General features: G+C 62.0%; 26 protein-coding genes and 1 tRNA gene. 17 read left to right on the forward strand and 10 right to left on the reverse strand.

Annotated elements, in window-relative coordinates:
* Window positions 1-13: 13 nt before the first annotated feature.
* From LU688_RS11385 to LU688_RS11395, 3 genes are all read left to right on the forward strand, one after another.
* Window positions 14-718, forward strand: coding sequence for an SDR family oxidoreductase (locus LU688_RS11385; RefSeq protein WP_160291153.1), 705 nt, complete (start codon window positions 14-16; stop codon window positions 716-718).
* Between the two features lie 78 nt (window positions 719-796).
* Complete coding sequence (locus LU688_RS11390) at window positions 797-1288, forward strand: GNAT family N-acetyltransferase (RefSeq protein WP_023631241.1); 492 nt, start codon at window positions 797-799, stop codon at window positions 1286-1288.
* 47 nt (window positions 1289-1335) lie between these two features.
* Complete coding sequence (locus LU688_RS11395; RefSeq protein ID WP_023631242.1) at window positions 1336-1689, forward strand: SH3 domain-containing protein; 354 nt, start codon at window positions 1336-1338, stop codon at window positions 1687-1689.
* On the opposite strand, the gene LU688_RS11400 is transcribed toward LU688_RS11395, so the two are convergent.
* On the reverse strand, window positions 1690-2250 hold the full coding sequence (locus LU688_RS11400; protein ID WP_094010415.1) for a cysteine hydrolase family protein: 561 nt from the start codon (window positions 2248-2250) through the stop codon (window positions 1690-1692).
* A gap of 609 nt (window positions 2251-2859) precedes the next feature.
* On the opposite strand from LU688_RS11400, the gene LU688_RS11405 reads away from it, so the two are divergent.
* A complete protein-coding gene (locus LU688_RS11405) occupies window positions 2860-3051 on the forward strand; it encodes a hypothetical protein (protein ID WP_031315428.1) in 192 nt (63 codons plus the stop codon).
* Window positions 3052-3172: 121 nt separating this feature from the next.
* On the opposite strand, the gene LU688_RS11410 is transcribed toward LU688_RS11405, so the two are convergent.
* The gene (locus LU688_RS11410) at window positions 3173-4090 is read right to left on the reverse strand and encodes a LysR family transcriptional regulator (RefSeq protein ID WP_094010414.1); all 918 of its coding nucleotides are present in this window, start codon (window positions 4088-4090) and stop codon (window positions 3173-3175) included.
* A 101-nt stretch (window positions 4091-4191) separates the two neighbouring features.
* Here LU688_RS11410 and LU688_RS11415 point away from each other — a divergent pair, with 101 nt between their 5' ends.
* Entirely contained in the window at window positions 4192-4953 is a 762-nt protein-coding gene (locus LU688_RS11415; protein ID WP_023631840.1) for a sulfite exporter TauE/SafE family protein, read from the forward strand.
* Between the two features lies 1 nt (window position 4954).
* On the opposite strand, the gene LU688_RS11420 is transcribed toward LU688_RS11415, so the two are convergent.
* From LU688_RS11420 to lpxO, 5 genes are all read right to left on the reverse strand, one after another.
* Window positions 4955-6373: a GGDEF domain-containing protein gene (locus tag LU688_RS11420; protein ID WP_094010413.1), complete on the reverse strand. Its 1419-nt coding sequence runs from the start codon at window positions 6371-6373 to the stop codon at window positions 4955-4957.
* Window positions 6374-6488: 115 nt separating this feature from the next.
* Complete coding sequence (locus tag LU688_RS11425) at window positions 6489-8318, reverse strand: SLC13 family permease (protein ID WP_038705852.1); 1830 nt, start codon at window positions 8316-8318, stop codon at window positions 6489-6491.
* A 142-nt stretch (window positions 8319-8460) separates the two neighbouring features.
* Window positions 8461-9030: a GNAT family N-acetyltransferase gene (locus LU688_RS11430; RefSeq protein WP_160291155.1), complete on the reverse strand. Its 570-nt coding sequence runs from the start codon at window positions 9028-9030 to the stop codon at window positions 8461-8463.
* Window positions 9031-9108: 78 nt separating this feature from the next.
* A complete protein-coding gene (locus LU688_RS11435) occupies window positions 9109-9453 on the reverse strand; it encodes a carboxymuconolactone decarboxylase family protein (protein ID WP_038705853.1) in 345 nt (114 codons plus the stop codon).
* Between the two features lie 139 nt (window positions 9454-9592).
* A complete protein-coding gene (gene lpxO / locus LU688_RS11440) occupies window positions 9593-10492 on the reverse strand; it encodes a lipid A hydroxylase LpxO (RefSeq protein WP_023632669.1) in 900 nt (299 codons plus the stop codon).
* A gap of 216 nt (window positions 10493-10708) precedes the next feature.
* Between lpxO and thpR the strand changes: the two genes are divergently transcribed.
* Window positions 10709-11254 carry an RNA 2',3'-cyclic phosphodiesterase gene (gene thpR, locus LU688_RS11445; RefSeq protein ID WP_160291156.1) on the forward strand — a complete coding sequence of 182 codons (546 nt, stop codon included), beginning with the start codon at window positions 10709-10711 and terminating at the stop codon, window positions 11252-11254.
* Here the strand turns inward: thpR and LU688_RS11450 are convergent.
* From LU688_RS11450 to LU688_RS11460, 3 genes are all read right to left on the reverse strand, one after another.
* The gene (locus tag LU688_RS11450) at window positions 11218-12645 is read right to left on the reverse strand and encodes an ATP-binding cassette domain-containing protein (protein ID WP_160291157.1); all 1428 of its coding nucleotides are present in this window, start codon (window positions 12643-12645) and stop codon (window positions 11218-11220) included. The genes thpR and LU688_RS11450 overlap by 37 nt on opposite strands.
* Window positions 12646-12769: 124 nt before the next feature.
* The gene (locus LU688_RS11455; RefSeq protein WP_007956027.1) at window positions 12770-12982 is read right to left on the reverse strand and encodes a cold-shock protein; all 213 of its coding nucleotides are present in this window, start codon (window positions 12980-12982) and stop codon (window positions 12770-12772) included.
* 162 nt (window positions 12983-13144) lie between these two features.
* Window positions 13145-13447 carry a hypothetical protein gene (locus tag LU688_RS11460; protein WP_110605562.1) on the reverse strand — a complete coding sequence of 101 codons (303 nt, stop codon included), beginning with the start codon at window positions 13445-13447 and terminating at the stop codon, window positions 13145-13147.
* A 336-nt stretch (window positions 13448-13783) separates the two neighbouring features.
* Between LU688_RS11460 and thrS the strand changes: the two genes are divergently transcribed.
* From thrS to LU688_RS11515, 11 genes are all read left to right on the forward strand, one after another.
* Window positions 13784-15706, forward strand: coding sequence for a threonine--tRNA ligase (thrS, locus tag LU688_RS11465; protein WP_110605561.1), 1923 nt, complete (start codon window positions 13784-13786; stop codon window positions 15704-15706).
* Window positions 15706-16257, forward strand: a complete 552-nt coding sequence (gene infC / locus LU688_RS11470) for a translation initiation factor IF-3 (RefSeq protein ID WP_023629190.1) — start codon at window positions 15706-15708, stop codon at window positions 16255-16257. The genes thrS and infC overlap by 1 nt, the downstream gene beginning before the upstream one ends.
* 63 nt (window positions 16258-16320) lie before the next feature.
* The gene (rpmI, locus tag LU688_RS11475; RefSeq protein WP_003250667.1) at window positions 16321-16515 is read left to right on the forward strand and encodes a 50S ribosomal protein L35; all 195 of its coding nucleotides are present in this window, start codon (window positions 16321-16323) and stop codon (window positions 16513-16515) included.
* A gap of 27 nt (window positions 16516-16542) precedes the next feature.
* Window positions 16543-16899, forward strand: a complete 357-nt coding sequence (gene rplT / locus LU688_RS11480; protein ID WP_003250671.1) for a 50S ribosomal protein L20 — start codon at window positions 16543-16545, stop codon at window positions 16897-16899.
* Window positions 16900-17010: 111 nt separating this feature from the next.
* Complete coding sequence (gene pheS / locus LU688_RS11485; protein WP_023629191.1) at window positions 17011-18027, forward strand: phenylalanine--tRNA ligase subunit alpha; 1017 nt, start codon at window positions 17011-17013, stop codon at window positions 18025-18027.
* Between the two features lie 31 nt (window positions 18028-18058).
* Entirely contained in the window at window positions 18059-20440 is a 2382-nt protein-coding gene (gene pheT / locus LU688_RS11490) for a phenylalanine--tRNA ligase subunit beta (RefSeq protein ID WP_232888029.1), read from the forward strand.
* 4 nt (window positions 20441-20444) lie between these two features.
* Window positions 20445-20747, forward strand: coding sequence for an integration host factor subunit alpha (gene ihfA, locus LU688_RS11495; protein ID WP_009394049.1), 303 nt, complete (start codon window positions 20445-20447; stop codon window positions 20745-20747).
* Window positions 20728-21084 (forward strand): MerR family transcriptional regulator, encoded by a 357-nt coding sequence (locus LU688_RS11500; protein WP_023629031.1) that lies wholly within the window; start codon window positions 20728-20730, stop codon window positions 21082-21084. The genes ihfA and LU688_RS11500 overlap by 20 nt, the downstream gene beginning before the upstream one ends.
* Window positions 21085-21183: 99 nt before the next feature.
* Window positions 21184-21260, forward strand: a tRNA-Pro gene (locus LU688_RS11505).
* Window positions 21261-21929: 669 nt separating this feature from the next.
* Window positions 21930-22112, forward strand: a complete 183-nt coding sequence (mads1, locus tag LU688_RS11510; protein WP_094988466.1) for a methylation-associated defense system helix-turn-helix domain-containing protein MAD1 — start codon at window positions 21930-21932, stop codon at window positions 22110-22112.
* 97 nt (window positions 22113-22209) lie between these two features.
* Window positions 22210-23736, forward strand: a complete 1527-nt coding sequence (locus LU688_RS11515) for a DNA cytosine methyltransferase (protein WP_232888028.1) — start codon at window positions 22210-22212, stop codon at window positions 23734-23736.

Genomic DNA, 23736 nt, shown 5'->3' on the forward strand with positions numbered 1-23736 from the left:
GAAGGAGCGGCATATGTCTTCTCAGAAAGTGGCAATCATCACCGCAGGTGGCAGTGGCATGGGCGCGGAGGCTGCGCGGCGGCTGGCTGCCGACGGTTTCAGGGTGGCGATCCTGTCGTCCTCGGGCAAGGGCGAGGCCCTGGCCGCCGAGCTGGGCGGCATCGGTGTGACGGGCTCAAACCAGTCAGCAGAGGACCTGCAGCGTCTGGTCGATACCGTGATGCAGCAATGGGGGCGTATCGATGTACTGGTCAACAGCGCCGGGCATGGCCCGCGTGCACCGGTGCTCGAGCTCAGCGACGAGGACTGGCACCGGGGCATGGAGGTGTATTTCCTCAACGTGGTGCGCCCGACCCGCCTGGTGACCCCGATCATGCAGCGGCAAAAAGGCGGGACCATCATCAATATCTCGACCTTCGCCACCTTCGAGCCGGATCCGGCGTTCCCGACCTCCGGCGTGTTCCGTGCCGGGCTCGCGGCCTTTACCAAACTGTTCGCCGACCGTTACGCGGCCGAGAACATCCGCATGAACAACGTACTGCCAGGCTTCATCGACAGCCTGCCGGAGAAGGAGGAGTTCCGTAGCCGGATTCCCATGGAGCGGTACGGCAAGGCCGAGGAGATCGCGGCCACTGTCAGCTTCCTTGCCTCCGAGGGCGCGGGTTACATCACCGGGCAGAACCTGCGGGTCGATGGGGGTATTACCCGTTCGGTGTAAGAGACATGGCGAGCCTGTAGCAGGGCGGCGACTTCCGTTAGGATGTCGCCCCTGTTTCCCGCTATCCGGATTCCGCCCATGAGCACACCGACATTCCGCCAGGCCACCTCCAGCGACGTGGACCGTTGCTACCAGATCGAGACCAGCGCCTATGAAGGCGACGAAGCCGCCACCCGGGAAAAGATCGCCACGCGCATCGCCCAGTATCCGGAAGGCTTTCTCGTGCTGGAAACCGAGGGCCAGGTGATTGGCTTCATCAACAGCGGTTGCGCCGACCAGGTGGTGATGTCGGACGAGGCTTTCAAGGAACTGGTCGGGCATGACCCCCAGGCGCCCAATGTGGTGATCATGTCGGTGGTGCTCGACCCCGCGTACCAGGGCCAGGGCCATGCCAGCCGGTTGATGGCGCGCTTCGTCGCGCAGATGCGCGAGCGCGGCAAGGCCACCATCCACCTGATGTGCAAGGAGCGCCATGTCGGGTTGTACGAGAAGATGGGCTACGCCTATGTACGCCCGTCGGCTTCCGACCATGGCGGTATGGCCTGGCATGAAATGGTCATGGTGCTGTAGAGGCCCTTGGTCTAGCATCGACGCTTTTCGCAGCCAGGGAGAGGCTTGTGAAGTACGTCGTGATCGAGACACATCGCAGTGAGTACCCCGCGCCCATCACCTTCGCCCGTGGCACGCTGCTGGAGATCGGCCAGCGCTATGAGGGCGACGAGCAGTGGGAGGACTGGTACCTGTGCAGTTGCCAGGGCCAGGCAGCGGGTTGGGTGCCAGCCCAGTTCATCGAGCGGCTGGGCGTGGGCCGGGGCAGGGCGCTGGAAGCCTATTCGGCCCATGAACTGGACGTCGACCCCGGCCAGCAGCTCGATAGCCTGCGCCCCTTGAATGGCTGGGCCTGGTGCCGCCGTGTGAGCAATGGCGAGCTCGGCTGGGTGCCGCTGGCCAAGCTGCGCGCCCTGGCGTGATCAGCCTGCGGCCAGCACCGCCGTGCTGTCCAGAATGCGCGCATAGTCCATGGCCAGGTTGCTCAGGGCCAGGGCATGGACATCCTCCGCCGACCACAGCCGGCCTTGCAGATCGCGCTGGTCGAAGGTGTAGCAGGCGTCGCCCACCACCACCGTTGCAAACCCCAGGTTGCCCGCCGAGCGTGCAGTCGATTCCACCGAGTTGTTGGTGACCACGCCGAGGATGACCAGTTGATGAATGCCGCGCTGGTGCAGCCAGTGTTCCAGGCCGCTGTTGCAAAAAGCATCGGGCAGGTGTTTTTCAAACACGGCCTCGTGAGCCTGCGGGACGAACGCGGGTTGAAACTCGCAGCCGGGCTGACCTGGCCGGAACACCGAATCCGGATCGCGGGAGATATGCCGCACGTGCACCACCGGGCGCATGCTCGCGCGCCAAAAGGCCAGTAGTTCGCTGATGCGCTGTTCGGCTTCGGGGTTGTTGCGACGGCCCAGGCGAGGGTGGTTGATGCCGTTCTGCATGTCGATGATCAGCAGGGCGGCATTGCTGGCGAGCGCGGTCATCTGCGGTAGTTCTCCTTGTCTGGGCTTCGGACCGTAGCACAGGTGTGCTGCCTGCGCGGATGTATCGCTGGGCAAGCCCGCTCCCACGCCAAGCGCATTGACCTCCGGTTGTGCACACGCGTGGGAGCGGGTGCCCCGCGATGGTCGGCTACCATCTGATCCGCTTTTTTTCCGCGAACCTGAATCTGTAACCGTATCAGCCGCTGCCGGACAATACGTTCAGGCCCAGCCTTCCAATCCGGTGTGCGCTGGGCAGGCTGCCCTGCTGCACTACCGCAGCGGCCAGCCCCGCCGTTACGTCATTACACTGTAGAGGTTCCGATGGGCAAGCTCGCGCTGTTTCTGGGTGGTTTTCTGCTGCTGACTATCATGATTGGCCTGCTGGGCACCATTCCGCCAAGCTGAGCCGCAATTTTTCCTGTCCCGGCCCGCCTGCCGCAATGGCGGGCCAGACCCTTCCCCCAGGCTTCCCCGCCAAATACCGCGGTCGTCTAGACAAGCGGTAGCTGCATGTCGTTCTCAAGTTCAAGGCGCTCGTGTAATCTCCCGCCCCCAATCAAAGGGCCCGGGCACACGGGCTATTCACTTGCCTTGGAGACAATACACACTATGGAATGCAAGAAAGGCACTGCAGCGATGCTGGAGTGGCGCGGTCGTTTTCTCGGCGAGGGCATCCTCCACGAAGAGGATTACGATCAGGCACTGCGCCGTGCCGAAGAGTTGGAGCGTTCCGGTGTGATCAGTGCAAGCGAATGGATCGAGTTGGTCAAGCTGGCCAACGTGGCTTTGCTGCGTTTGTAATTTTTCCTTCAAGCCTTGCGGAAACTGTCCACAAAAATCGTGGGTAGGTCTGTGGATAAAACGCTACAGGCCAGTATTGGCAAGCACTCTGTTAGATTGAGCAGAAATTGAGCAGCCCTGTTCAGGGCTGTTCCCCCAGGCGCGGACGGCCATCGCGCAGTGCCTGCAACAGGTCGCGAGCCCGCGCTGGCAGGTCGCCGGCGGGGTATACGGCATGCATCTGCGGGTCGTGCCCCGTGCTGGATGTCAGGTGAAAGTCAGGGCAGACCCGCACCAGCCGTCCGGCGCGTACCTCCGGCTCCCCCAGCCAATCCGCCAGCCGCGCGATGCCGGCCCCCGCCAGCGTGCTTTGCAATACTGCGGCCCCCGAACCCAGTCGCAGACGTGGCCGTGGGCGCAGGCTGGAGATACGCCCGTTCTTGCTGAAATGCCAGGCCTTGAGGATGCGCGGCGCGGTATGCAGGATCAGTGCATGCCGTTCCAGGTCTTCCAGCCCTTGGGGGGTGCCAGCCTGGGCCAGGTAGTCGGGGCTGGCGTACAGGTGGCGGCGGTAACGCCACAGTGGATAGCCAATCAGCTCGCTGGACTGCGGGAAGGCTCCGCGGATCACAAAGTCCAGCTTGCCCTGCAGCGGATCCAGGGCCTGGTCGCTGTACTGCACGTCGAGGGTGACATGGGGGTGGCGACGAGAGAACTCGGCCAGCACTCCCGGCAATACATGCTGAGCTAGCACTTCGGGCGCGGCCAGGCGAATCCAGCCCTGGGCGTTGCCAGTCAGCGCGGCCAATTCGTCGGCGGCATCCCGTTGCACATCCAGCAAGCGTTCGGCGTGGGGCAGCAGGCGTTCGCCAGCTTCGGTCAATGACACCGCGCTGGCGCTGCGGTTGAGCAGCTTGGCGCCGCTGTTGTCCTCCAAGGCCTGTACGGCCCGTGTAACCGCGCTGGGCGAACGGCCCAGCGCGCGGGCGGCGCTGACGAAGCTGCGCTTGTGCGCGACACTGACGAACGCTTGTATTTCACGCAGCATGTCCAGGGCCATGCGGGAGCTCCTTGTTGCAGTTTTTGCAATGTGGCATTTCAACACAACAGCACCACTTTGATTAGTCTGGCAGCCTGTTTTGTGCCGCCTGGTCCCCCGAGATGATGGATATTGCCCTGCTTTCGCTGTTTGCCTTTGCCGCTGGCCTGATCGACGCTGCCGTCGGTGGCGGTGGGTTGATCCAGATCCCCGCGCTGTTCAACGTGCTGCCCAACGCCCAGCCGGCGGCGCTGCTGGGCAGCAACAAGCTGGCTTCGGTGTGCGGGACCTCGTTCGCGGCGCGCTCTTTCATCCGCAAGGTCAAGCTGGACTGGGGGTTGATCGTGCCGGCGGCGCTGAGCGCCTTCGTGATGTCGTTCTTCGGCGCGGCCACCGTGTCCCTGGTGCCGGCAAGCGTGATGCGGCCGATGGTGCTGGTGCTGATCGTGCTGATGGCCATCTACACGTTCTGCAAGAAGGATTTCGGCACCCTGCACAAACCCATGGCCATCGGCCGCAAGGAGCAATGCCTGGCGGTGCTGATCGGCGGCGCCATCGGCTTCTATGACGGGCTGTTCGGGCCGGGCACCGGCAGTTTCCTGATCTTCCTGTTCATCCGTTTCTTTGCCCTGGATTTCCTGCATGCCTCGGCCTCGGCGAAGCTGGTCAACATCGCCACCAACCTGGCCGCGCTGGTGTTCTTCATACCGTCGGGCAATGTGCTGTGGGCCATTGCACTGCCGATGGCGCTGTTCAATGTCCTTGGCGCGCTGACCGGCACCTGGCTGGCGGTGCGCAAGGGCGCGGGGTTCGTGCGAGGGCTGTTCCTGGTGCTGCTGTGCGTGCTGATCGCCAAACTGAGCTGGGACCTGCTGGCAGGTTGACTCACACCACCTGGCGCTGCCCGTCGGCCTGTTCGACGCGGTTGCGGCCCTGGGCCTTGGCCCGGTAGAGCGCCTGGTCGGCGCTGGCCAGCAGCTCGTCGAGGCTGGGTGCCAGGGTGTCGGCAGCGCACCCGCTCACACCGATGCTCACGGTGATCCGCAGCGGCTGCCCGGGCTGTGCGATGTGTTGGTCCTGCACCGCCCGGCGCAGGCGCTCGGCGGTAAACCTGGCCAGCTCCGGCGCCAGCCCCGGCACGACGATGACGAACTCCTCGCCGCCCAGGCGGGCGAACAGTTCACCGTCGTGCAACTGGTCCTGCAGGGTCGTGGCGAACTGGCGCAGCACCTGGTCGCCGACAGCGTGGCCATGCTGGTCGTTGATGGTCTTGAAGTGGTCGATGTCGAGCATCATCAAGGTCAGCGGCGCTTGCTCGCGGTTGTCGAGCAGGGCGTGGGCACGGCGGATGAAGGCGCTGCGGCTGAGGGCACCGGTCAGGTGGTCGATGGTCGCCTGATGCGCCAGGCGCGCCATCAGGCTGCGGTTGGCGCTGCTGACGCAGGCCAGCACCAAGGGGCCGAGCACCAACATGGCGATGCCCAGGCGCGCCGACATCAAGGTAGTGACCCCTGTCTCGCTCTGCGGGATGTTGAAGTGCATGAGGTTCTGCGCTACAGCGACGATCAAGGTGCTGCCCGAGGTGAGGGCCAGCAACGAGACGAGGAAGGGCGAATAGCTGAGCGCGCACCACAACAGCGCGGCAATCGGGAAGGCGATGGCGCCGGGGCCGCCGAAGACGATGCTGACGCTCAGCGAGGCCAGCAGCACCAGCAACGGCGCCAGGCGCACCGTTTGGCTGGCACTGCCCGGCCGCGTCAAGGCTCTGGGTGATGGCGCGGTGAGTAGCACCGGCAGCACCAGCACGCTGGTGGAGAACTGTTCGCTGAACCAGGCCAGCCAAGTGGCGCGCAGCGATTGTTCGAACCACGGCGCGGCCATCACGCAGGCCAGGCTTGCGGCGACAATCGCCCCAGCGGCGCAGGCGCCGAACAGGCACAAAGTACCATGCGGGGTGCGCAGGCGACGATGCACGCGCGGCAGCCGAGCCATCAAGAACCAGATGGTGGCGATGGCGCCGAGGTTGCACAGATTGAACCACACGGCCGGACGCCAGGCACTGCCACAGGCCAGGTCGGCAGCGACCATGGCCAGGTAGATCAGGGCGAAGCCGCCGGGGTTGGCCTGGCGGGAATTGCGCAGCAGCACGCCCGCGAGCACCGCGTTGACTGGCCAGAACAGCGACAGTGACTCGATCGGGCGGGCGAGGATGCCGCCCAGCGTCAGCGCCAGGGTCAAGCCGAACAGGATCAGCGGGGGCAGCAGGCGCGACGGGACTGGAGACACCATGGGCTCGACCGGCAAGCGAAGACAGAATCCAGGAAAACGGCTGTAGGCACCTGGGACGATGTCATGTCAGTGTCTTTCAACTGGTCATTTGATGTCAATTCGCCGCAATCAGCGCGGTTCGTGCCGACGATTACAGCCCGAATACCCACGGCACCATCAGCACGGTCACCAGCATCACCAGCAGGGTGAACGGCACGCCAACCTTGACGAAGTCGGCGAAGCGGTACTGACCGGGCCCCAGGACCAGGGTGTTGACCGGCGACGACACCGGCGTCATGAACGCCGCCGATGCCGCCAGGGCCACGGTCATGGCGAACGGGTAGGGCGACATGCCCAGCTGCTGCGCAGTGCTCACCGCCACCGGGGCCATCAGCACCGCAGTTGCGGTATTGGAGATGAACAGCCCGATCAGCGCCGTCACGGCGAACAGGCAGGCAAGGATCACGCTGGGCCCGGCACCGCCGAGCGCGCCGACTAGCGCACCGACGGCCAGGTCGATGCCACCGGTCTTCTGCAGAGCCAGGGCAAAGGGCAGCATGCCGACGATCAGCACCAAGCTCTGCCAGTGGATGGCGCGGTAGGCGCTGTTCATGTCGATGCAGCGCCCGGCGCCCATCAGCAGGCAGCCGATCAGCGCGGCGATGACGTTGGGCACCAGGCCGCTGACCATCAGCCCGACCATTACCGCCAGGCTGATCAGTGCATAGGGTGCTCGGGCGCGCGCCGGCGCGACCTGGTCGATTTCCGCCGGCAGGCTGAGCACCAGGAAGTCGCGCGGCTTGCCCTGCAGCTGGCGTACAGCCTTCCACGGGCCGACCACCAGCAGGGTGTCGCCCAGGCGCAGCTTTTCTTCCACCAGTTGCCCTTCGATGGCTTGCTGGTCACGGCGCAGGCCGACCACGTTGAGGTCGTAGCGGGTACGGAAGGCCAGTTCGAGGATGCTTTTGCCGATCAGTTGCGAGCCGGGCGGCAGCGAGATCTCCGCCATGCCCAGCTCCTGGGACTGGTCGATGAAGTAGGCGGCCTTGAAGTGCAGCGGTTCGAGCAGCATGGTCTGGCACAGGCTGCGCAGGTCGTCGCGGTTGGCGAACAAGTCCAGCAACAGCACGTCGCCCTGCTGCAGCAGGGTGCCGGAGTCGGCGCTGATCACCCTGGTGGTGAACTTGTGCTGGCGCTCGATGCCGATCACGTTGGCGCCGTGGCGGGTGCGCAGTTCCAGCTCGCCAAGGGTATGACCGATCAGCGGCGAATGGGGGCGGATGCGCAGGCGCCGCTCGCGGCCGTTGAGCTTGTAGTCCAGCACCAGGTCGAGCAGGGTGCGGCGGCTCTCGACCCGGCCGTCCTTGCGCACCTCGCCGTTGAGCCAGTGGCGGGTCAGCAGCATGTAGCCGATCCCGAGCACCAGCACCACCAGGCCGAAAGGGGTGAAGCTGAAGAAGCCGAAGCCCTGTTCGCCGTGGCGCACCAGTTCGCTGTGCACCACCACGTTCGGTGGCGTCGCCACCAGGCTCAGCATGCCGCTGATCAGGCCGGCGAAGCTCAGTGGCATCATCAGCCGGCTGGGCGAAAGCTGCTGGCGCGCGGCAATGCTCAGCACCACCGGGATGAAGATCGCCACCACGCCGGTGGAGCTCATCACCGAGCCCAGCCCGGCCACGGCCACCATCAGCAGCACCAGCAGGCGCGCCTCGCTGTTGCCGGCGCGCTCGCTCATCCATTCGCCGATGCGGTAGGCGATGCCGGTGCGCACCAGCCCTTCGCCGATCACGAACAGCGCGGCGATCAGCACCACGTTGGGGTCGCTGAAGCCGGCCATGGCCTGCTCCACGGTGAGGATGCCCGACAGGGGGAGGGCGACGATCACCAGCAGGGCGACCACGTCCATGCGCGGGCGGTTGAGGATGAACAGGACGACGACGACGGCCAGCAGGCCAAGGACCCAGAGCAGCTCATGGTTCATGGGGAGGGGGTGTTCCTTCACACAGGCACGAAAGGCAATGGCTCTAGTGTGGCAGCTTGACGCGACGGCGTCGTTGACGTGCTGCAGTGTTTTGCCGGGTGATGACCCGGCAAGGGGCAGGGGCGGCCCGCTGGAGCAGTCGCTAGCGGCCGCGCCGCCGCGACACCCGCGCCTCGATGTTCTTGCGCCCGATCAACAGCGGCGGTTTCTCCACCACCGGCTCGTCGGCCAGCCACTTGTACATCACCAGGCAATCGACCAGGCCCAGCTCGCCATGGCGGTAGGCCTTGGGCAGGCGGCCGACAGTCTCGAAGCCGAGCTTGTGCCACAGCGCCACTGCCACTTCGTTGGTCGCCACCACCGAATTGAACTGCAGGGCCAGGAAGCCTTCCTGGCGGGCGAGCTTCTGCGAATGCTCGCACATCAGCCTGGCCACGCCGCGGCCACGGGCGTTTTCGCACACCATGTAGCCGCAGTTGCCCACATGCCCGCCAGGGCCGGCGGCATTGGCCTTGAGGAAGTAAGAGCCGAGCAGCTCGCCGTCCGCCTCGGCCACCAGGGTGCGCAACGGATTCTCCAGCCACAGCGTGCGGGCCTGGTCGATATTCAGGGCGGGGTCGAAGGCGTAGGTCTGGCGAGCCTGGACAATGGCCTGGAAGGTCGGCCAGAAGCGCTTGAAGTCTTCCGGGGTCATGGGGCGAATCTGGATCATGGCGGTTCCTGCACGGGCTGGGCCGCCAAGTCTGGGTGGCGCGGCGTCGTCGCGCAAGGGCGGCGACGCCTTGGTGTGTCAGGCGCCGGTCTTGCCCACCGCGTCCAGGGCCCGGGCCGAGTAGACCAGTGCCGCGCCGGCGTTCATCGCCACCGCTACCCCCAGGGCCTCGGCGATCTCCTCGCGGGTGGCGCCATGCTTGACCGCCTGCTGCGAGTGAACGGCGATGCAGCCGTCGCAGCGGGTGGTGACCGCCACGGCCAGGGAGATCAGTTCGCGGGTCTTGGCGTCCAGGTGGTTGGTCTTGGCCCCGGCGCCACTGGCAGTCATGTAGCCGGCCACGGTATCGGGGGACAGTTGCTTGAGATCGCCGATGCCGGCCATCAACTGCTTACGGTAGGCGTCCCAGTCCATCATGCTCATCGTCTTCACCTTGTCAGGTTGGCAACAGGAGCTTTCAGGCTAGTCGAAGACGGGATTTGCAGCGGGGAAAACACGCGCGGGGCAAGCTCGCTCCCGCTGTTGGCAGGAGCGGGTTTGCCCCGCGAGGATAACGACCGGATCAGATGTAGATGAACACCAGTACCAGCGCCGCGACCACTGCCCACTTCTCCAGGTAGTAGCGGGTGCGGTTGCGCTTTTTCATGGCCTTGCCGCGTTCACGGATCTTGTAGATGCGCGTGAACAGGCGGTTGATACCCCCGGTCTTGTCATTGGCGTCGTTGGGCGCGGCGGCGGCGGCCATCACGTTGCGGCTGAACCAGCGGTTGAACGCGGCTGCCCAGCGGTACTTGAGCGGGCGCTCGACGTCGCAGAACAGGATGATGCGGTTGTGCTCGGTGGTGTTGGCGGCGTAGTGGATGTAGGTCTCGTCGAACACCACGCCCTCACCGTCGCGCCAGGAGTACTTCTCGCCGTCCACGTCGATGTAGCAGCCATCGTCATTGGGCGTGTCCAGGCCCAGGTGGTAGCGGTACGAGCCGGCGTAGGGGTCGCGGTGGCGCACCAGCTTGGCGCCCGGCGGCAGGGTGGCGAACATCGCCGCCTTGACCGTGCCGATGCCTTGCAGCAACTCGGTGGTACGTGGGCACAGGGTCATCGCCGAGGGGTGGCTCTCGCCGTACCACTTCAGGTAGAAGCGCTTCCAGCCGGTCTTGAAGAACGAGTTGAAGCCGACATCGTCATAGTTGTCGGACTTCTTGATCTCGCCGGCCTGCAGCAGTTGCTGGCCTTCCTTGCGGATCTCCTGCCAGTGGTCCTGCAGTACCTGCAGCTCGGGGAAGGCACTGACCGGCAGGTAAGGCTTGGCCGGGTGCTTGGAGAACAGGTACAGGAAGGCGTTGACCGGGGCCAGGAAGCTGGAGTGGTCGCCCAGCTGGCGGGTCAGCTTGTGACGTACCCGACCGCGCAGGTGAACATAGGCGATCGAGAGGACGAAGATCAGTACGAGTGCAATTTTCATGGACGTTTACTTGTCGAAAAATGGCCATGCGCCATGGCGTAAGCCAGCCAGCATAAACAATCGTGGCGCGGGTTTGTACTTATTGTTACGACAAAACCGCCCGACTTAGGTGGCATGGCCTACAGCTTGCGCAAACGATTCATCCGTATGTGCGGGTATTTTCTGGCGACCCGGCGTTTACAATCGGGTGGACGTCCATCCAGCAAGGAACTCCCGATGACCCAGGATGTACGCCCCAGCGGGGCTCCCTTCAAGCGGCTGTTTTTCGCCCTGTCACTGGGCGAAGAACAGCGCCGTGGCATCAGCCAGTGGCGGCGTGGCCTGGGCTTGCGCAGCGGCAAGCCGGTGCCGAGCGAGAACTTCCATGTCACCTTGCTGTTCCTGGGCGATGTCGATGCCGCCCAGGTGCCGGCGGTGTGCGCCGTAGTGGATGCACTGCGGCTTCCTGAAGCCAAGCTGCGCCTGGTCCTGGACCAGTTGCAGGTATGGCCGCGGGCTTCGGCGTTGGTGCTGGCGCCGGCGCAGGCGCCGTTGGCCCTGCGCCAGCTGGTGTACGACTTGCAGCAGGCGCTGCTGCCGCTGGGCATCGAGCCGTCGGTGCGTGAGTACCGGCCGCACCTGACCCTGTCCCGGGATTTTCGCGAGCCATTGCCGGAGGCGGGCGAGGCGCCGGCGTTCCACCTCGTCGCCCGCCACTTCACCCTGTACGAGTCACGCAAGGGCCGCTACTGGCCTTTGGCCGAGTGGTCCCTGACGCAGTGAAAGTGACGGTCGATGCCCAGGCCGTCGAGGAAGTCCCGGTCGTGGGAAATCACCAGCAGCGCGTTGGGGTAAACCACCAGCACTTCCAGCAGATGGGTACGCATGCGCAGGTCGAGGTTGTTGGTCGGCTCGTCGAGGATCAGTAGCTGCGGCGGCCGCGCGGCGATGCAGGCCAGGGACAGGCGCGCCTTCTCGCCGCCGGACAAGCCCGCCACCGGCGCCTGCACCGCATCGGCATGGCGGAACAGAAAGTCTGCAAGGTGGGCGCGCAACTGTTCCAGCGGCCAATCCGGCACTTGTCGCGACAGGGCTTCCTGCACATTGGCGTCGGCAGGCAGGGTGGCGTAGTGCTGGTCGATGTAGCCGATCTGCTCGGGCGCCGGCAGCAGCCAGTCGCCGCGCCGCCAGACCCGTGGATCGCCGAGGATCGCCCGCGCCAGGGTGGACTTGCCGCTGCCGTTGTTGCCGGTCAGGGCCAGGCGTTCGCCGCCGTCCAGCTGCAGGTCGATGCCGTTGAGCACCGCTGTGTCTGCGTAGCCCACACAGCCGTCACGCACCTGGATCAGCACCCGCGATGACTGGCCCGTCGCCGGCAGATGGAAGCGTGGCACGATCACCGGCTCCGGGCGCAGTTCGGCCAGCTGTTCGCCGAGCTCGCGCTGTTGCTGCAGGATCTGCGCTTGCTTGCGCCCGGCCGTGGTGTTTCCGCGGCCCAGCTTGGTCGGCGAGCGCACGGTAGCCCACTTGCTGTTCTGGATCGCCTTGGCCCCACGCTTGCGGGCGCCGGCGGCGCGGGCCTGTTCCTGCATCAGTGAGTCGTGGGCGTCGTCGCGGGCGCGGCGCACCTCGGCGATGCGCTTGTCGAGCAAGCCGCGCTGCAGGTCGCGCTCGGCCATGTAGTCGGCGTAGCTGCCGTTGAACACGTCCAGGCGCCCGTTGTGCAAGTGCCAGAGCGTGTTGCAGGTCTGGTTCATCAGCGCCACGTCGTGGGTCACCAGCACCAGGGTGCCGTGGAAATGCTCGAGCATGCGTGACAGCGAGCGGCGGTTGGCGGCGTCCAGGTGGTTGGTCGGCTCGTCCAGCAGCAGCAGGTCGGGGTCCAGGGCCAGTGCCTGGCTCAATGCCTGGTTGACACGCTGGCCGCCGCTGAGCGACGACTCGCCGCCCAGTACCTGTGCCACATGGCCGACACGCAAACCGCCGTGGCGCTCCATGTGCCCCTCGCTGGGTGCCAGGCCGCCCTGCAGCAAATGCAGCAATGACGACTTGCCGCTGCCATTGTCGCCGATGATGGCGATGCGCTGCCCCCATTCGATGCGCGCGTCGAGTTCGCTGAAGAGGTGTTTGCGGCCATGGAACAAGCCCAGGCCGTGTAGTTCGATCATTGCCATGGGATGGTGGCCCTCCTGGCCACTGTCGCGCTTGATCGGCAGCGCACATGGGCCCAGCCTGCCTTGGCAGGCGCCCAATAAAAAACCCGCCACAAGGGCGGGTTTTTTTGCAGCTATCCGAAAATTACTCCGGACGAACCTGCGCAGCCTGCATGCCCTTCTGGCCTTTTTCGGCAACGAAGGAAACAGTTTGGCCTTCTTTCAGGCTTTTGAAACCGTCGGTTTCGATAGCCTTGAAGTGTACGAACAGGTCGTCGCCGCCGCCTTGAGGAGTGATGAAGCCGAAGCCTTTTTCATCGTTGAACCACTTGACGGTGCCGGTTTGGCGATTGGACATGGGGTGAATCTCCAGAAACATGATTTTTTATCGGGGTGCAGTGTCGCCTAAGCTTCAGTGGCACCGACGACACTATAGTCTAATTCTTCGCATCTAGCGCCTATTACCTTCGCAGGATGTTGATCCAGGGCAAAAGATGCGACGGATCGCCGGAAAACCGGCCTATTTTCGGGTGCAGCTGGCCTCGACCACCTGCTGAGCCTTCTGCATCAGCTTGGCGTCTACGCCGTCCTTGCTGTCGAGGTCCTCGATCTCCTTGTCAGTGAAATTCTTTTTAATGGCTTGGGCACCACACTCGCAGTGCTTCTTGGCCATTGCCGCATCCACGCCCTTGGCGCTCGCCACATCCTGGCACTGCGTCATATAGGACGCTTCCTTGCCGGCGGGGAAATTGCCTGCGTTGGCAGCCAGGGGCAGCAGCAGGGCGCTTGCGGCGCAGGCAGCCAGAAGGGACTGAAGTCGCATAACCGGACACTCCTTGGTTAATGGTCTCATCAAGAGTAGGTTGCTTCAGAAAGTCTGATAGGAAATTTTCCGCAAGAGTTCACCGCCAAGGCGTAAATTCCAAATATTTCTGCCGGCCGCTCTAGCCCCGTGCTAGCATGCCTCCCTTGCGCCACGCCCTGTGCGGGCGCATTTCTTTTTATACCTTCCAGTCACTCTGGTTCGTCCCTGGCAGGCCGAAAGGTCTCTGCCACTGTGAGGCAGGCTTTCCCGCGGGAAAGGCAGGGCGGATCTTGTACTGGCTCATCCCAACCCACGTGACCTTTGGTAGGGGTCACCACTAGGAGAGGAGGCGCCATGCCCGTTATTACTCTTCCCGATGGCAGTCAACGCACGTTCGACCAGCCGGTATCCGTAGCCGAAGTCGCCGCCTCGATCGGCGCAGGCCTGGCCAAGGCCACCCTGGCCGGCAAGGTCGACGGCAAGCTCGTCGATGCCTGCGACAAGATCGACCACGACGCCACCCTGCAGATCATCACCCCTAAAGATGAAGAGGGACTGGAGATCATCCGTCACTCGTGCGCGCACCTGATCGGCCACGCAGTGAAGCAGCTGTACCCGACCGCCCGCATGGTGATCGGCCCGGTGATCGACGAAGGCTTCTATTACGACATCGCCTACGAGCGTCCCTTCACCCCGGACGACCTCGCCGCCATCGAAAAGCGCATGCAGCAGCTGATCGACACGGACTACGACGTCGTCAAGAAGATGACCCCGCGCGCCGAAGTCATCGACGTGTTCACCCAGCGTGGCGAAGACTACAAGCTGCGCCTGGTCGAGGACATGCCGGATGAACAGGCCATGGGCCTGTACTACCACGAAGAATACGTCGACATGTGCCGTGGCCCGCACGTGCCTAACACTCGCTTCCTGAAAGCGTTCAAGCTGACCAAACTGAGCGGCGCCTACTGGCGCGGCGATGCCAAGAACGAGCAGCTGCAACGCGTGTACGGCACCGCCTGGGCCGACAAGAAGCAGCTGGCCGCCTATATCCAGCGCATCGAAGAAGCCGAAAAACGCGACCACCGCAAGATCGGCAAGCAGCTCGACCTGTTCCACCTGCAGGAAGAAGCCCCGGGCATGGTGTTCTGGCACGCCAACGGCTGGACCGTGTACCAGGTGCTCGAGCAGTACATGCGCCAGGTCCAGCGTGAAAACGGCTACCAGGAAATCAAGACCCCGCAGGTTGTCGATCGCATCCTCTGGGAGCGTTCCGGCCACTGGTCCAACTACGCCGAGAACATGTTCACCACCGCGTCGGAAAACCGCGACTACGCGGTAAAGCCGATGAACTGCCCGTGCCACGTGCAGGTGTTCAACCAGGGCCTGAAGTCTTACCGCGACCTGCCGCTGCGCCTGGCCGAGTTCGGCGCCTGCCACCGCAACGAGCCGTCCGGCGCGCTGCACGGCATCATGCGCGTGCGTGGCTTCGTGCAGGACGACGCGCATATCTTCTGCACTGAAGACCAGGTGAAGAAGGAAGCCGCCGACTTCATCAAGCTGACCCTGGACGTGTACAAGGACTTCGGTTTCACCGACGTCGCCATGAAGCTGTCGACCCGTCCGGCCAAGCGCGTGGGCTCCGAAGAGCTTTGGGACCGCGCCGAAGGCGCGCTGGCCGACGCCCTGAACGAGTCGGGCCTGGAGTGGGAATACCAGCCGGGCGAGGGCGCCTTCTACGGCCCGAAGATCGAGTTCACCCTGCGCGACTGCCTGGGCCGTAACTGGCAGTGCGGTACCCTGCAGTACGACCCGAACCTGCCCGAGCGCCTGGACGCCAGCTACATCGCCGAAGACAACAGCCGCGTGCGCCCGGTGATGCTGCACCGCGCCATCCTCGGTTCGTTCGAACGCTTCATCGGCATGCTCATCGAGCACTACGCCGGCGTGTTCCCGGCCTGGCTCGCCCCGACCCAGGCCGTGATCATGAACATCACCGACAAACAGGCCGATTTCGCCCTCGAGGTGGAAAAAGCCCTGAATGGTAGCGGATTCCGTGCCAAGTCGGACTTGAGAAATGAGAAGATCGGCTTTAAAATCCGCGAGCATACGTTGCTGCGGGTCCCTTATCTTTTGGTTATAGGGGATCGCGAAGTCGAAACGCAAACCGTCGCTGTGCGCACCCGCGAAGGCGCAGACCTGGGCTCGATGCCCGTCGCGCAGTTCGCTGAGCTGCTGTCGCAAGCGGTTTCCCGGCGTGGTCGCCAAGAATCGGAGTAATGACTATTAAGCGTGAAATGAGAAACGATAAACGAACTGCACCGAAAGCCCCGATCAACGAGAATATCTCGGCACGCGAGGTTCGGTTAATTGGTGCTGACGGCGAGCAGATTGGCATCGTCTCGATTGATGAAGCGCTGCGTATCGCTGATGAAGCGAAGCTGGATCTGGTGGAAATCTCTGCAGACGCGCAACCGCCCGTCTGCAAGGTGATGGACTACGGCAAGCACCTCTTCGAGAAGAAGAAGCAGGCCAACGAAGCCAAGAAGAACCAGAAGCAGATCCAGATCAAAGAAATCAAGTTTCGTCCAGGGACGGAAGAAGGGGATTACCAGGTAAAACTACGCAACCTGGTACGTTTCCTTAGCGATGGGGACAAGGCCAAGATCTCTCTGAGATTCCGCGGCCGTGAGATGGCCCACCAGGAGCTGGGCATGGAGCTGTTGAAGCGGGTCGAAGCTGACCTCGTGGAATACGGCACCGTTGAGCAGCATCCGAAGATGGAAGGACGCCAGCTTATGATGGTCATCGCCCCCAAAAAGAAGAAGTAATCTCCCGGGCACGGCAGGCCTGATGATTATTGTGTAATTTTTATTCGAATGCGGAGTTCCAACATGCCAAAAATGAAAACCAAGAGCGGTGCTGCGAAGCGCTTCCTGAAGACGGCTTCCGGCTTCAAGCACAAGCACGCTTTCAAGAGCCACATCCTGACCAAAATGTCGACCAAGCGTAAGCGTCAACTGCGCGGTGCCAGCTTGCTGCACCCGTCTGACGTGGCAAAAGTCGAGCGCATGCTGCGCGTTCGTTAATTCTGGTTAAGATAGAGGAAGTTACTCATGGCTCGTGTTAAGCGCGGCGTTATCGCTCGTAAGCGTCACAAAAAAATTCTGAAACTGGCTAAAGGCTACTACGGTGCACGCTCGCGCGTATTCCGCGTTGCCAAGCAAGCGGTCATCAAGGCAGGCCAATACGCCTACCGCGACCGTCGCCAGAAGAAGCGTCAGTTCCGCGCACTGTGGATCGCTCGTATCAACGCCGGTGCCCGCACCAACGGTCTGTCGTACAGCCGTCTGATTGCTGGCCTGAAAAAAGCGTCGATCGAAATCGACCGTAAGGTTCTGGCTGATCTGGCAGTGAACGAAAAAGCGGCGTTTGCTGCGATTGTCGAGAAGGCTAAAGCCGTACTGGCTTAAGTACCCACGACAATCATCCGGCGGCGCCTGCGCCGTCGGGTGTAAAACGTCATCGGATAGGGGAAGAGCCTTCAAAAGCTCTTCCCCTATTTTCGTATCTGGAGTCTGTACATGGAAAACCTGGACGCGCTGGTCGCCCAAGCCCTCGAGGCCGTGGAACGCGCTGAAGACATCACTACCCTGGAACAGATCCGGGTCCAATATCTCGGCAAGAAAGGCGAGCTGACCCAGGTGATGAAGACCCTGGGCAACCTGCCAGCCGAAGAGCGCCCCAAGGTCGGCGCGCTGATCAACGACGCCAAGGAACGCGTCACCGACGTGCTCAACGCACGCAAGGCCGCCTTTGAAGAGGCCGAGCTGAACGCTCGCCTGGCCGCCGAATGCATCGACGTGACCCTGCCAGGCCGTGGCCAGACCACCGGCGGGCTGCACCCGATCACCCGTACTCTCGAGCGCATCGAGCAGTTCTTCACCCACATCGGCTACGGCATCGCCGAAGGCCCTGAGGTCGAAGACGACTACCACAACTTCGAAGCGCTCAACATCCCCGGCCACCACCCGGCCCGGGCGATGCACGACACCTTCTACTTCAACGCCAACATGCTGCTGCGCACCCACACCTCGCCGGTCCAGGTGCGCACCATGGAAAGCACCCAGCCGCCGATCCGCATCGTCTGCCCAGGCCGTGTGTACCGTTGCGACTCGGATATCACCCACTCGCCGATGTTCCACCAGGTCGAAGGCCTGCTGGTCGATCGCGGCATCAACTTCGCCGACCTCAAGGGCACCATCGAAGAGTTCCTGCGGGTGTTCTTCGAGAAAGAACTGGCCGTGCGCTTCCGCCCGTCGTTCTTCCCCTTCACCGAGCCGAGCGCCGAAGTCGACATCCAGTGCGTGATGTGTTCCGGCAAGGGCTGCCGCGTGTGCAAGCAGACCGGCTGGCTGGAAGTGATGGGCTGCGGCATGGTCCACCCGAACGTGCTGCGCATGTCCGGCATCGACCCGGAAGAGTACCAGGGCTTCGCCTTCGGCATGGGCGCCGAGCGCCTGGCCATGCTGCGCTATGGCGTCAACGATTTGCGTCTGTTCTTCGACAACGACCTGCGGTTCTTGGCTCAATTCCGCTAGGCCCAATCGACGCAACTTTCAGGAGAACAGCATGAAATTCAGTGAACAGTGGCTGCGCGGTTGGGTAAACCCGCAAGTCTCCCGTGACGAACTGGTCGCCCGCCTGTCCATGGCCGGCCTCGAAGTCGACAGCGTGACCCCCGCTGCCGGCCAGTTCAGCGGCATCGTGGTGGGCGAGATCCTCACCACCGAACAACACCCGGACGCCGACAAGCTGCGCGTGTGCCAGGTAAGCAACGGCGCGGAGACCTTCCAGGTGGTCTGCGGCGCTCCGAATGCCCGCCCAGGCATCAAGATCCCGTTCGCCATGATCGGCGCCGAACTGCCGGGCGACTTCAAGATCAAGAAGGCCAAGCTGCGCGGCGTCGAATCCTTCGGCATGCTCTGCTCGGCTGCCGAGCTGCAGATCAGCGAAGAGAACGACGGCCTGCTGGAACTGGCCGCCGACGCCCCGGTTGGCCAGGACATCCGTCAGTACCTGAACCTGGACGACGCCAGCATCGAGATCGGCCTGACCCCGAACCGCGGCGATTGCCTGTCCATCGCTGGCCTGGCCCGTGACGTCAGCGCCCTGTACGACGTGCCGGTCACCCGCCCGGTGGTGCCAGCCGTACCGGCTGCCCACGACGAAGTGCGCCCGGTCGAAGTCAGCGCCCCGGCCGCCTGCCCGCGCTACCTGGGCCGCGTGATCCGCAACGTCGACCTGAGCAAGCCGACCCCGCTGTGGATGGTCGAGCGCCTGCGCCGCAGCGACGTGCGCAGCATCGACGCCGCCGTCGACATCACCAACTACGTGATGCTCGAACTCGGCCAGCCGATGCACGCCTTCGACCTCGCCGAAATCAACGGCGGTATCCGCGTGCGCATGGCCGAGGAGGGCGAGAAACTCGTCCTGCTGGACGGCCAGGAAGTTGCCCTGCGCGCCGACACCCTGGTGATCGCCGACCACACCCGCGCCCTGGCCATTGCCGGCGTGATGGGTGGCGAGCACAGCGGCGTCAACACCGAGAAGACCCGCGACCTGTTCCTCGAGAGCGCCTTCTTCGAGCCGATCTCCGTCGCTGGCAAGGCCCGTTCCTACGGCCTGCACACCGACGCCTCGCACCGCTACGAGCGCGGCGTGGATTCGCAACTGGCCCGTGAAGCCATGGAGCGCGCCACCGCCCTGGTACTGGAGATCGTCGGCGGCGAAGCCGGTCCGATCGTCGAAGCCGTGAGCGAGCAGCACCTGCCGAACATCGCGCCGATCACCCTGCGCGACGAACGCATCACCCAGATGCTCGGCATGCAAATGCAAGCCGCCCAGGTCGAGCAACTGCTCAACGCCCTGGAGCTGAACACCAGCGCTAATGGGGCAGGGGAGTGGACCGTCACGGTCCCAAGCCACCGCTTCGACGTCAGCCTGGAAGTCGACCTGATCGAAGAGCTGGCCCGCCTGTACGGCTACAACAACCTGCCGGTCCGTTACCCGCAGGCCCGCCTGGCCCCGCAAGCCCGCCCGGAAACCCGTGGCGAGCTGCCGAACCTGCGTCGCCTGCTGGTTGCCCGCGGCTACCAGGAAGCCATCACCTACAGCTTCATCGACCCGAAACTGTTCGAGCTGTTCACCCCAGGCGTCGAGCCGCTGCTGCTGGCCAACCCGATCTCCAACGACATGGCCGCCATGCGCGCCTCGTTGTGGCCGGGCCTGGTCAAGGCCATGCAGCACAACCTCAACCGCCAGCAAGACCGCGTTCGCCTGTTCGAAAGCGGCCTGCGCTTCGTCGGCCAGCTCGGTGACCTCAAGCAGCAACCGATGATCGCCGGCGTCGTCACCGGCAGCCGCCTGCCGGAAGGCTGGGCCAACGGCCGCGACAGCATCGACTTCTTCGACGTCAAAGCCGACGTGGAAGCCCTGCTGGGTTACTCCGGTGCCCTGAGCGACTTCACCTTCGCCGCCGGCAAGCACCCGGCCCTGCATCCCGGCCAGACCGCCCGCATCGAGCGCGACGGCAAGGAAGTCGGCTACCTCGGCGCGATCCACCCCGAGCTGGCCAAGACCCTCGGCCTCGACCGCCCGGTGTTCGTCTTCGAGCTGGTGCTCGGCGATGTAGTCGAAGGCCGCCTGCCGAAGTTCAGCGAGCTGTCCAAGTTCCCGGAAACCCGTCGTGACCTGGCTTTGATCGCAGGTCGTGATGTAGCTTCTAGCTCGGTGCTTGAAGTAATTCGTGACAATGCGGGCGAATGGCTCACAGACCTCAGGCTGTTTGACGTCTACCAGGGTAAAGGCATTGATCCTGATAGAAAAAGCCTTGCGGTCGGCTTGACCTGGCAACATCCATCGCGCACTCTTAACGACGATGAGGTGAATGAAACCCTGCAAACCATCCTCACCTCGCTTGAACAAAGGTTGAACACCACGTTAAGGAAATAACGGCATGGGTGCTCTGACGAAAGCTGAGATGGCCGAAAGGCTGTACGAGGAGCTGGGGCTTAACAAGCGTGAGGCCAAGGAGCTGGTCGAGCTGTTTTTCGAAGAAATTCGGCACGCGCTTGAAGACAACGAGCAGGTCAAGTTGTCCGGTTTCGGCAACTTCGACCTTCGCGACAAACGCCAGCGGCCGGGCCGCAACCCTAAAACAGGGGAAGAGATCCCGATCACCGCGCGCCGCGTCGTCACCTTTCGTCCAGGGCAGAAGCTGAAAGCCCGGGTAGAGGCCTATGCTGGAACCAAGCCATAACGACGAGCTGCCCCCCATCCCGGGCAAACGCTACTTCACCATCGGTGAAGTCAGCGAGCTCTGTGCGGTAAAACCGCACGTGCTGCGCTACTGGGAGCAGGAATTCACGCAGCTCAACCCGGTGAAGCGCCGTGGCAACCGGCGGTATTATCAGCGCCAGGACGTGCTGATGATCCGCCAGATCCGCGCTTTGCTGTATGACCAAGGCTTTACCATTGGCGGGGCGCGGTTACGGCTCTCCAGTGATGAGGTCAAGGATGAGTCCAGCCAGTACAAGCAGCTGATTCGGCAGATGATTGCGGAGTTGGAGGATGTGTTGGTGGTGCTCAAGAAGTGACCTGGTTGGCGACGAGTGGAAATTTTTGAAAAAAAGCTTCCATTATTCAAAAGGTTAGGTTAAATTCTTCAACGTTCTCAGCGGTATCGAGAATGATGTCGGGGCGTAGCGCAGCCCGGTAGCGCACTTGCATGGGGTGCAAGGGGTCGAGTGTTCGAATCACTCCGTCCCGACCAAAATACTCCAAAGAATCCAGTCACTTAGCGGTGACTGGATTTTTTTATGCCTACACATTTTGCTGCTGATAGAAATTTCGCCTCACTTTCTGCCCACCGAGATGTTGATTAGATTTCGCGGGCTGCTTAGTACATCTAAATCCGTGACGGAGGGCTCCTCAGGGCCGTTTACCTCTGGGGGCAGATGCTCGCACCCAACTGATCTGCAAATGGTGAATTTTGGATGGCCGCTTTCGACCCAGAGCAGCCGTTCGTGGAGAGCGGCAAACTGCTTGCTAGCTTGTGTCATGCGACGGTTTTTTCAGGCAGAGCCTAAGTCACACTAAGTAAATGATCTTTTATTGCATGGGGTGCAGGGGGTCGCAAGTTCGAATCTTGTCACTCCGACCATTTTAAAATCAATTACTTAGCTGATTATTCTGGTAACAAAACGGCCTTTCGGGGCCGTTTTTTCCACAGAATGGCACACGCCGAAACTCGCAGAAATCCGCCATTGTCCGTCACGGGCGTTGTGAGCTTGTGGCGAGTCTGTGGCGAATGCACAGCAATTGTTCTCCGCCGAGATAGCCTAAACGTCCCTTGCCGTGAGGCGTGCGAAGCCCTGATTTCTCATTGGCCACTCCCCGATTTTCCTCTATTCTCTCAGGCGTCAAGACAGGGGCGCATGTGATGCCTGAAGAAATTATGACCCTCAAGGAAGTCGCCGAGTACCTCAAGCTCGCGGAGAAGACGGCCTACCGGCTGGCCGCAGAAGGGAAAATTCCCGGCTTCAAGGTAGGGGGTAGCTGGCGGTTCAGAAAAGACGCTATAGAAAACTGGATCGATCAGCAGACTGAGAGCAGGCGGACGTGACCCAGGCTTTTATCGGATGGCTCCGGCGAAGCAGGCGTAATGGCCAGTCCGCACAAGCCAGTGATCAGATCAATTTAAAGATTTATATGGAACAAGTGTGACTAAGACTTCTTACCCAATCGTAGATCTCTTTGCAGGCCCTGGAGGGTTGGGAGAAGGCTTCTCCGCTCTTCACAACGGTAAAGGCGCATCGTCCTTTCACAGCATTGTATCCATAGAGCACAACGAGTTTGCTCATAAGACGCTTACGCTCCGACATTTCTTCCGCTCATTCGGGCGTGGTAAAGCACCGCAGGAATATTATCAGTACATCAGTGGCGAGATTCCCAAAGAGGAGTTGATTAAGAAGTATCCTGAGCAGTGGGGTAAAGCGGAAAAGTCAGCGCTTTGCATTTCTCTGGGCGAAGAAAACCATGACATTGTTCAGAGTATTATTAACTCTCGGCTGGGCAGTACAAAAAAGTGGGCGCTGATTGGGGGGCCACCCTGCCAGGCATACTCTCTCGTCGGACGCTCAAGAATGAGCGGTTCGCCTGATTTTGAAGACGATAAAAGACACTTTCTTTATAGGGAGTATCTAAAAATAATCGTCGATCACAAGCCGCCTGTGTTTGTGATGGAAAATGTTAAAGGCCTGCTTTCCGCCAGTGTGAAAGGCGAACCTGTAATTCAGAAAATCCTGCGCGATCTGACGCATCCAAAATCCGCCGTTGGCAAAAGCGACAATGGGCTGGCATACCGCCTTTACTCCTTAAGTGAGAAGGGGGAGTTCAGTATGGATGCTGATCCCGCTTCATTTCTTGTCAAAGCAGAAGAATATGGCATCCCGCAGGCCAGGCACCGGATCTTTATCATCGGCATCAGGAGCGACATAAAATCTATACCCGGCATACTGAGGCAGCGTGAATCTCCAAGTGTGCGGGATATTATTGGTGGTCTGCCCCGCTTGAGAAGTGGTGTGACAAAGGATATCGATAGCCCGGAGCGCTGGCAGCAGATTATCCGGTCCGCCAGTGCTACGCCGTGGTACAGGATGTCTACCGGCTCAGATTATGCACTGTCGGATATCATGGAGAAATATATTTCTCCTAATTACCGCCTTCCATCTCAGAAATATTCAACACGCTATTCACTACCGGATACATTGACCAACTGGTATGGCGACGAGCGGCTGATAAGCCTGACGCATCATGATGCGCGCGCACATATGAAAGATGATCTTTACCGGTATCTTTTTGCTGCCTCCTATGCCAATAAATTCAAAGTCTCCCCCGTTCTTGCCGACTTCCCAACACTGCTTCTGCCCAAGCATAAAAATGTTGATGTCGGTGTCAAAGGGAAAATGTTTAATGATCGCTTCAGGGTTCAGTTGGCGGAAAAACCGTCGACAACTGTAACTTCTCATATATCGAAAGATGGGCATTATTTTATTCATTATGACCCTGCCCAGTGCCGCAGTCTGACAGTGCGGGAAGCAGCCCGATTGCAGACATTTCCGGACAACTACTTCTTTGAAGGCCCCAGAACTGAGCAGTACCATCAGGTGGGGAACGCGGTTCCGGCATATCTGGCATTAAAAATTGCAATCATAGTGAGAGATGTTCTAGAAAGTATTAAGGACTGA

This window comes from Pseudomonas soli (assembly GCF_021283165.2).
Classification (GTDB): domain Bacteria; phylum Pseudomonadota; class Gammaproteobacteria; order Pseudomonadales; family Pseudomonadaceae; genus Aquipseudomonas; species Aquipseudomonas soli.

Bases quoted from the DNA above. Each gene is read 5' to 3' on its own strand.
- LU688_RS11500 (WP_023629031.1), top strand. From the start codon at position 20,728: ATGCTGGAACCAAGCCATAACGACGAGCTGCCCCCCATCCCGGGCAAA.
- LU688_RS11425 (WP_038705852.1), bottom strand. From the start codon at position 8,318: ATGAACCATGAGCTGCTCTGGGTCCTTGGCCTGCTGGCCGTCGTCGTC.
- LU688_RS11435 (WP_038705853.1), bottom strand. From the start codon at position 9,453: ATGAGCATGATGGACTGGGACGCCTACCGTAAGCAGTTGATGGCCGGC.
- LU688_RS11450 (WP_160291157.1), bottom strand. From the start codon at position 12,645: ATGGCAATGATCGAACTACACGGCCTGGGCTTGTTCCATGGCCGCAAA.
- infC (WP_023629190.1), top strand. From the start codon at position 15,706: ATGACTATTAAGCGTGAAATGAGAAACGATAAACGAACTGCACCGAAA.
- rplT (WP_003250671.1), top strand. From the start codon at position 16,543: ATGGCTCGTGTTAAGCGCGGCGTTATCGCTCGTAAGCGTCACAAAAAA.
- LU688_RS11455 (WP_007956027.1), bottom strand. From the start codon at position 12,982: ATGTCCAATCGCCAAACCGGCACCGTCAAGTGGTTCAACGATGAAAAA.
- pheS (WP_023629191.1), top strand. From the start codon at position 17,011: ATGGAAAACCTGGACGCGCTGGTCGCCCAAGCCCTCGAGGCCGTGGAA.
- LU688_RS11460 (WP_110605562.1), bottom strand. From the start codon at position 13,447: ATGCGACTTCAGTCCCTTCTGGCTGCCTGCGCCGCAAGCGCCCTGCTG.
- lpxO (WP_023632669.1), bottom strand. From the start codon at position 10,492: ATGAAAATTGCACTCGTACTGATCTTCGTCCTCTCGATCGCCTATGTT.
- LU688_RS11400 (WP_094010415.1), bottom strand. From the start codon at position 2,250: ATGACCGCGCTCGCCAGCAATGCCGCCCTGCTGATCATCGACATGCAG.
- pheT (WP_232888029.1), top strand. From the start codon at position 18,059: ATGAAATTCAGTGAACAGTGGCTGCGCGGTTGGGTAAACCCGCAAGTC.
- LU688_RS11410 (WP_094010414.1), bottom strand. From the start codon at position 4,090: ATGGCCCTGGACATGCTGCGTGAAATACAAGCGTTCGTCAGTGTCGCG.
- ihfA (WP_009394049.1), top strand. From the start codon at position 20,445: ATGGGTGCTCTGACGAAAGCTGAGATGGCCGAAAGGCTGTACGAGGAG.
- mads1 (WP_094988466.1), top strand. From the start codon at position 21,930: ATGCCTGAAGAAATTATGACCCTCAAGGAAGTCGCCGAGTACCTCAAG.
- thpR (WP_160291156.1), top strand. From the start codon at position 10,709: ATGACCCAGGATGTACGCCCCAGCGGGGCTCCCTTCAAGCGGCTGTTT.
- LU688_RS11385 (WP_160291153.1), top strand. From the start codon at position 14: ATGTCTTCTCAGAAAGTGGCAATCATCACCGCAGGTGGCAGTGGCATG.
- thrS (WP_110605561.1), top strand. From the start codon at position 13,784: ATGCCCGTTATTACTCTTCCCGATGGCAGTCAACGCACGTTCGACCAG.
- rpmI (WP_003250667.1), top strand. From the start codon at position 16,321: ATGCCAAAAATGAAAACCAAGAGCGGTGCTGCGAAGCGCTTCCTGAAG.
- LU688_RS11390 (WP_023631241.1), top strand. From the start codon at position 797: ATGAGCACACCGACATTCCGCCAGGCCACCTCCAGCGACGTGGACCGT.
- LU688_RS11405 (WP_031315428.1), top strand. From the start codon at position 2,860: ATGGAATGCAAGAAAGGCACTGCAGCGATGCTGGAGTGGCGCGGTCGT.
- LU688_RS11430 (WP_160291155.1), bottom strand. From the start codon at position 9,030: ATGATCCAGATTCGCCCCATGACCCCGGAAGACTTCAAGCGCTTCTGG.
- LU688_RS11415 (WP_023631840.1), top strand. From the start codon at position 4,192: ATGATGGATATTGCCCTGCTTTCGCTGTTTGCCTTTGCCGCTGGCCTG.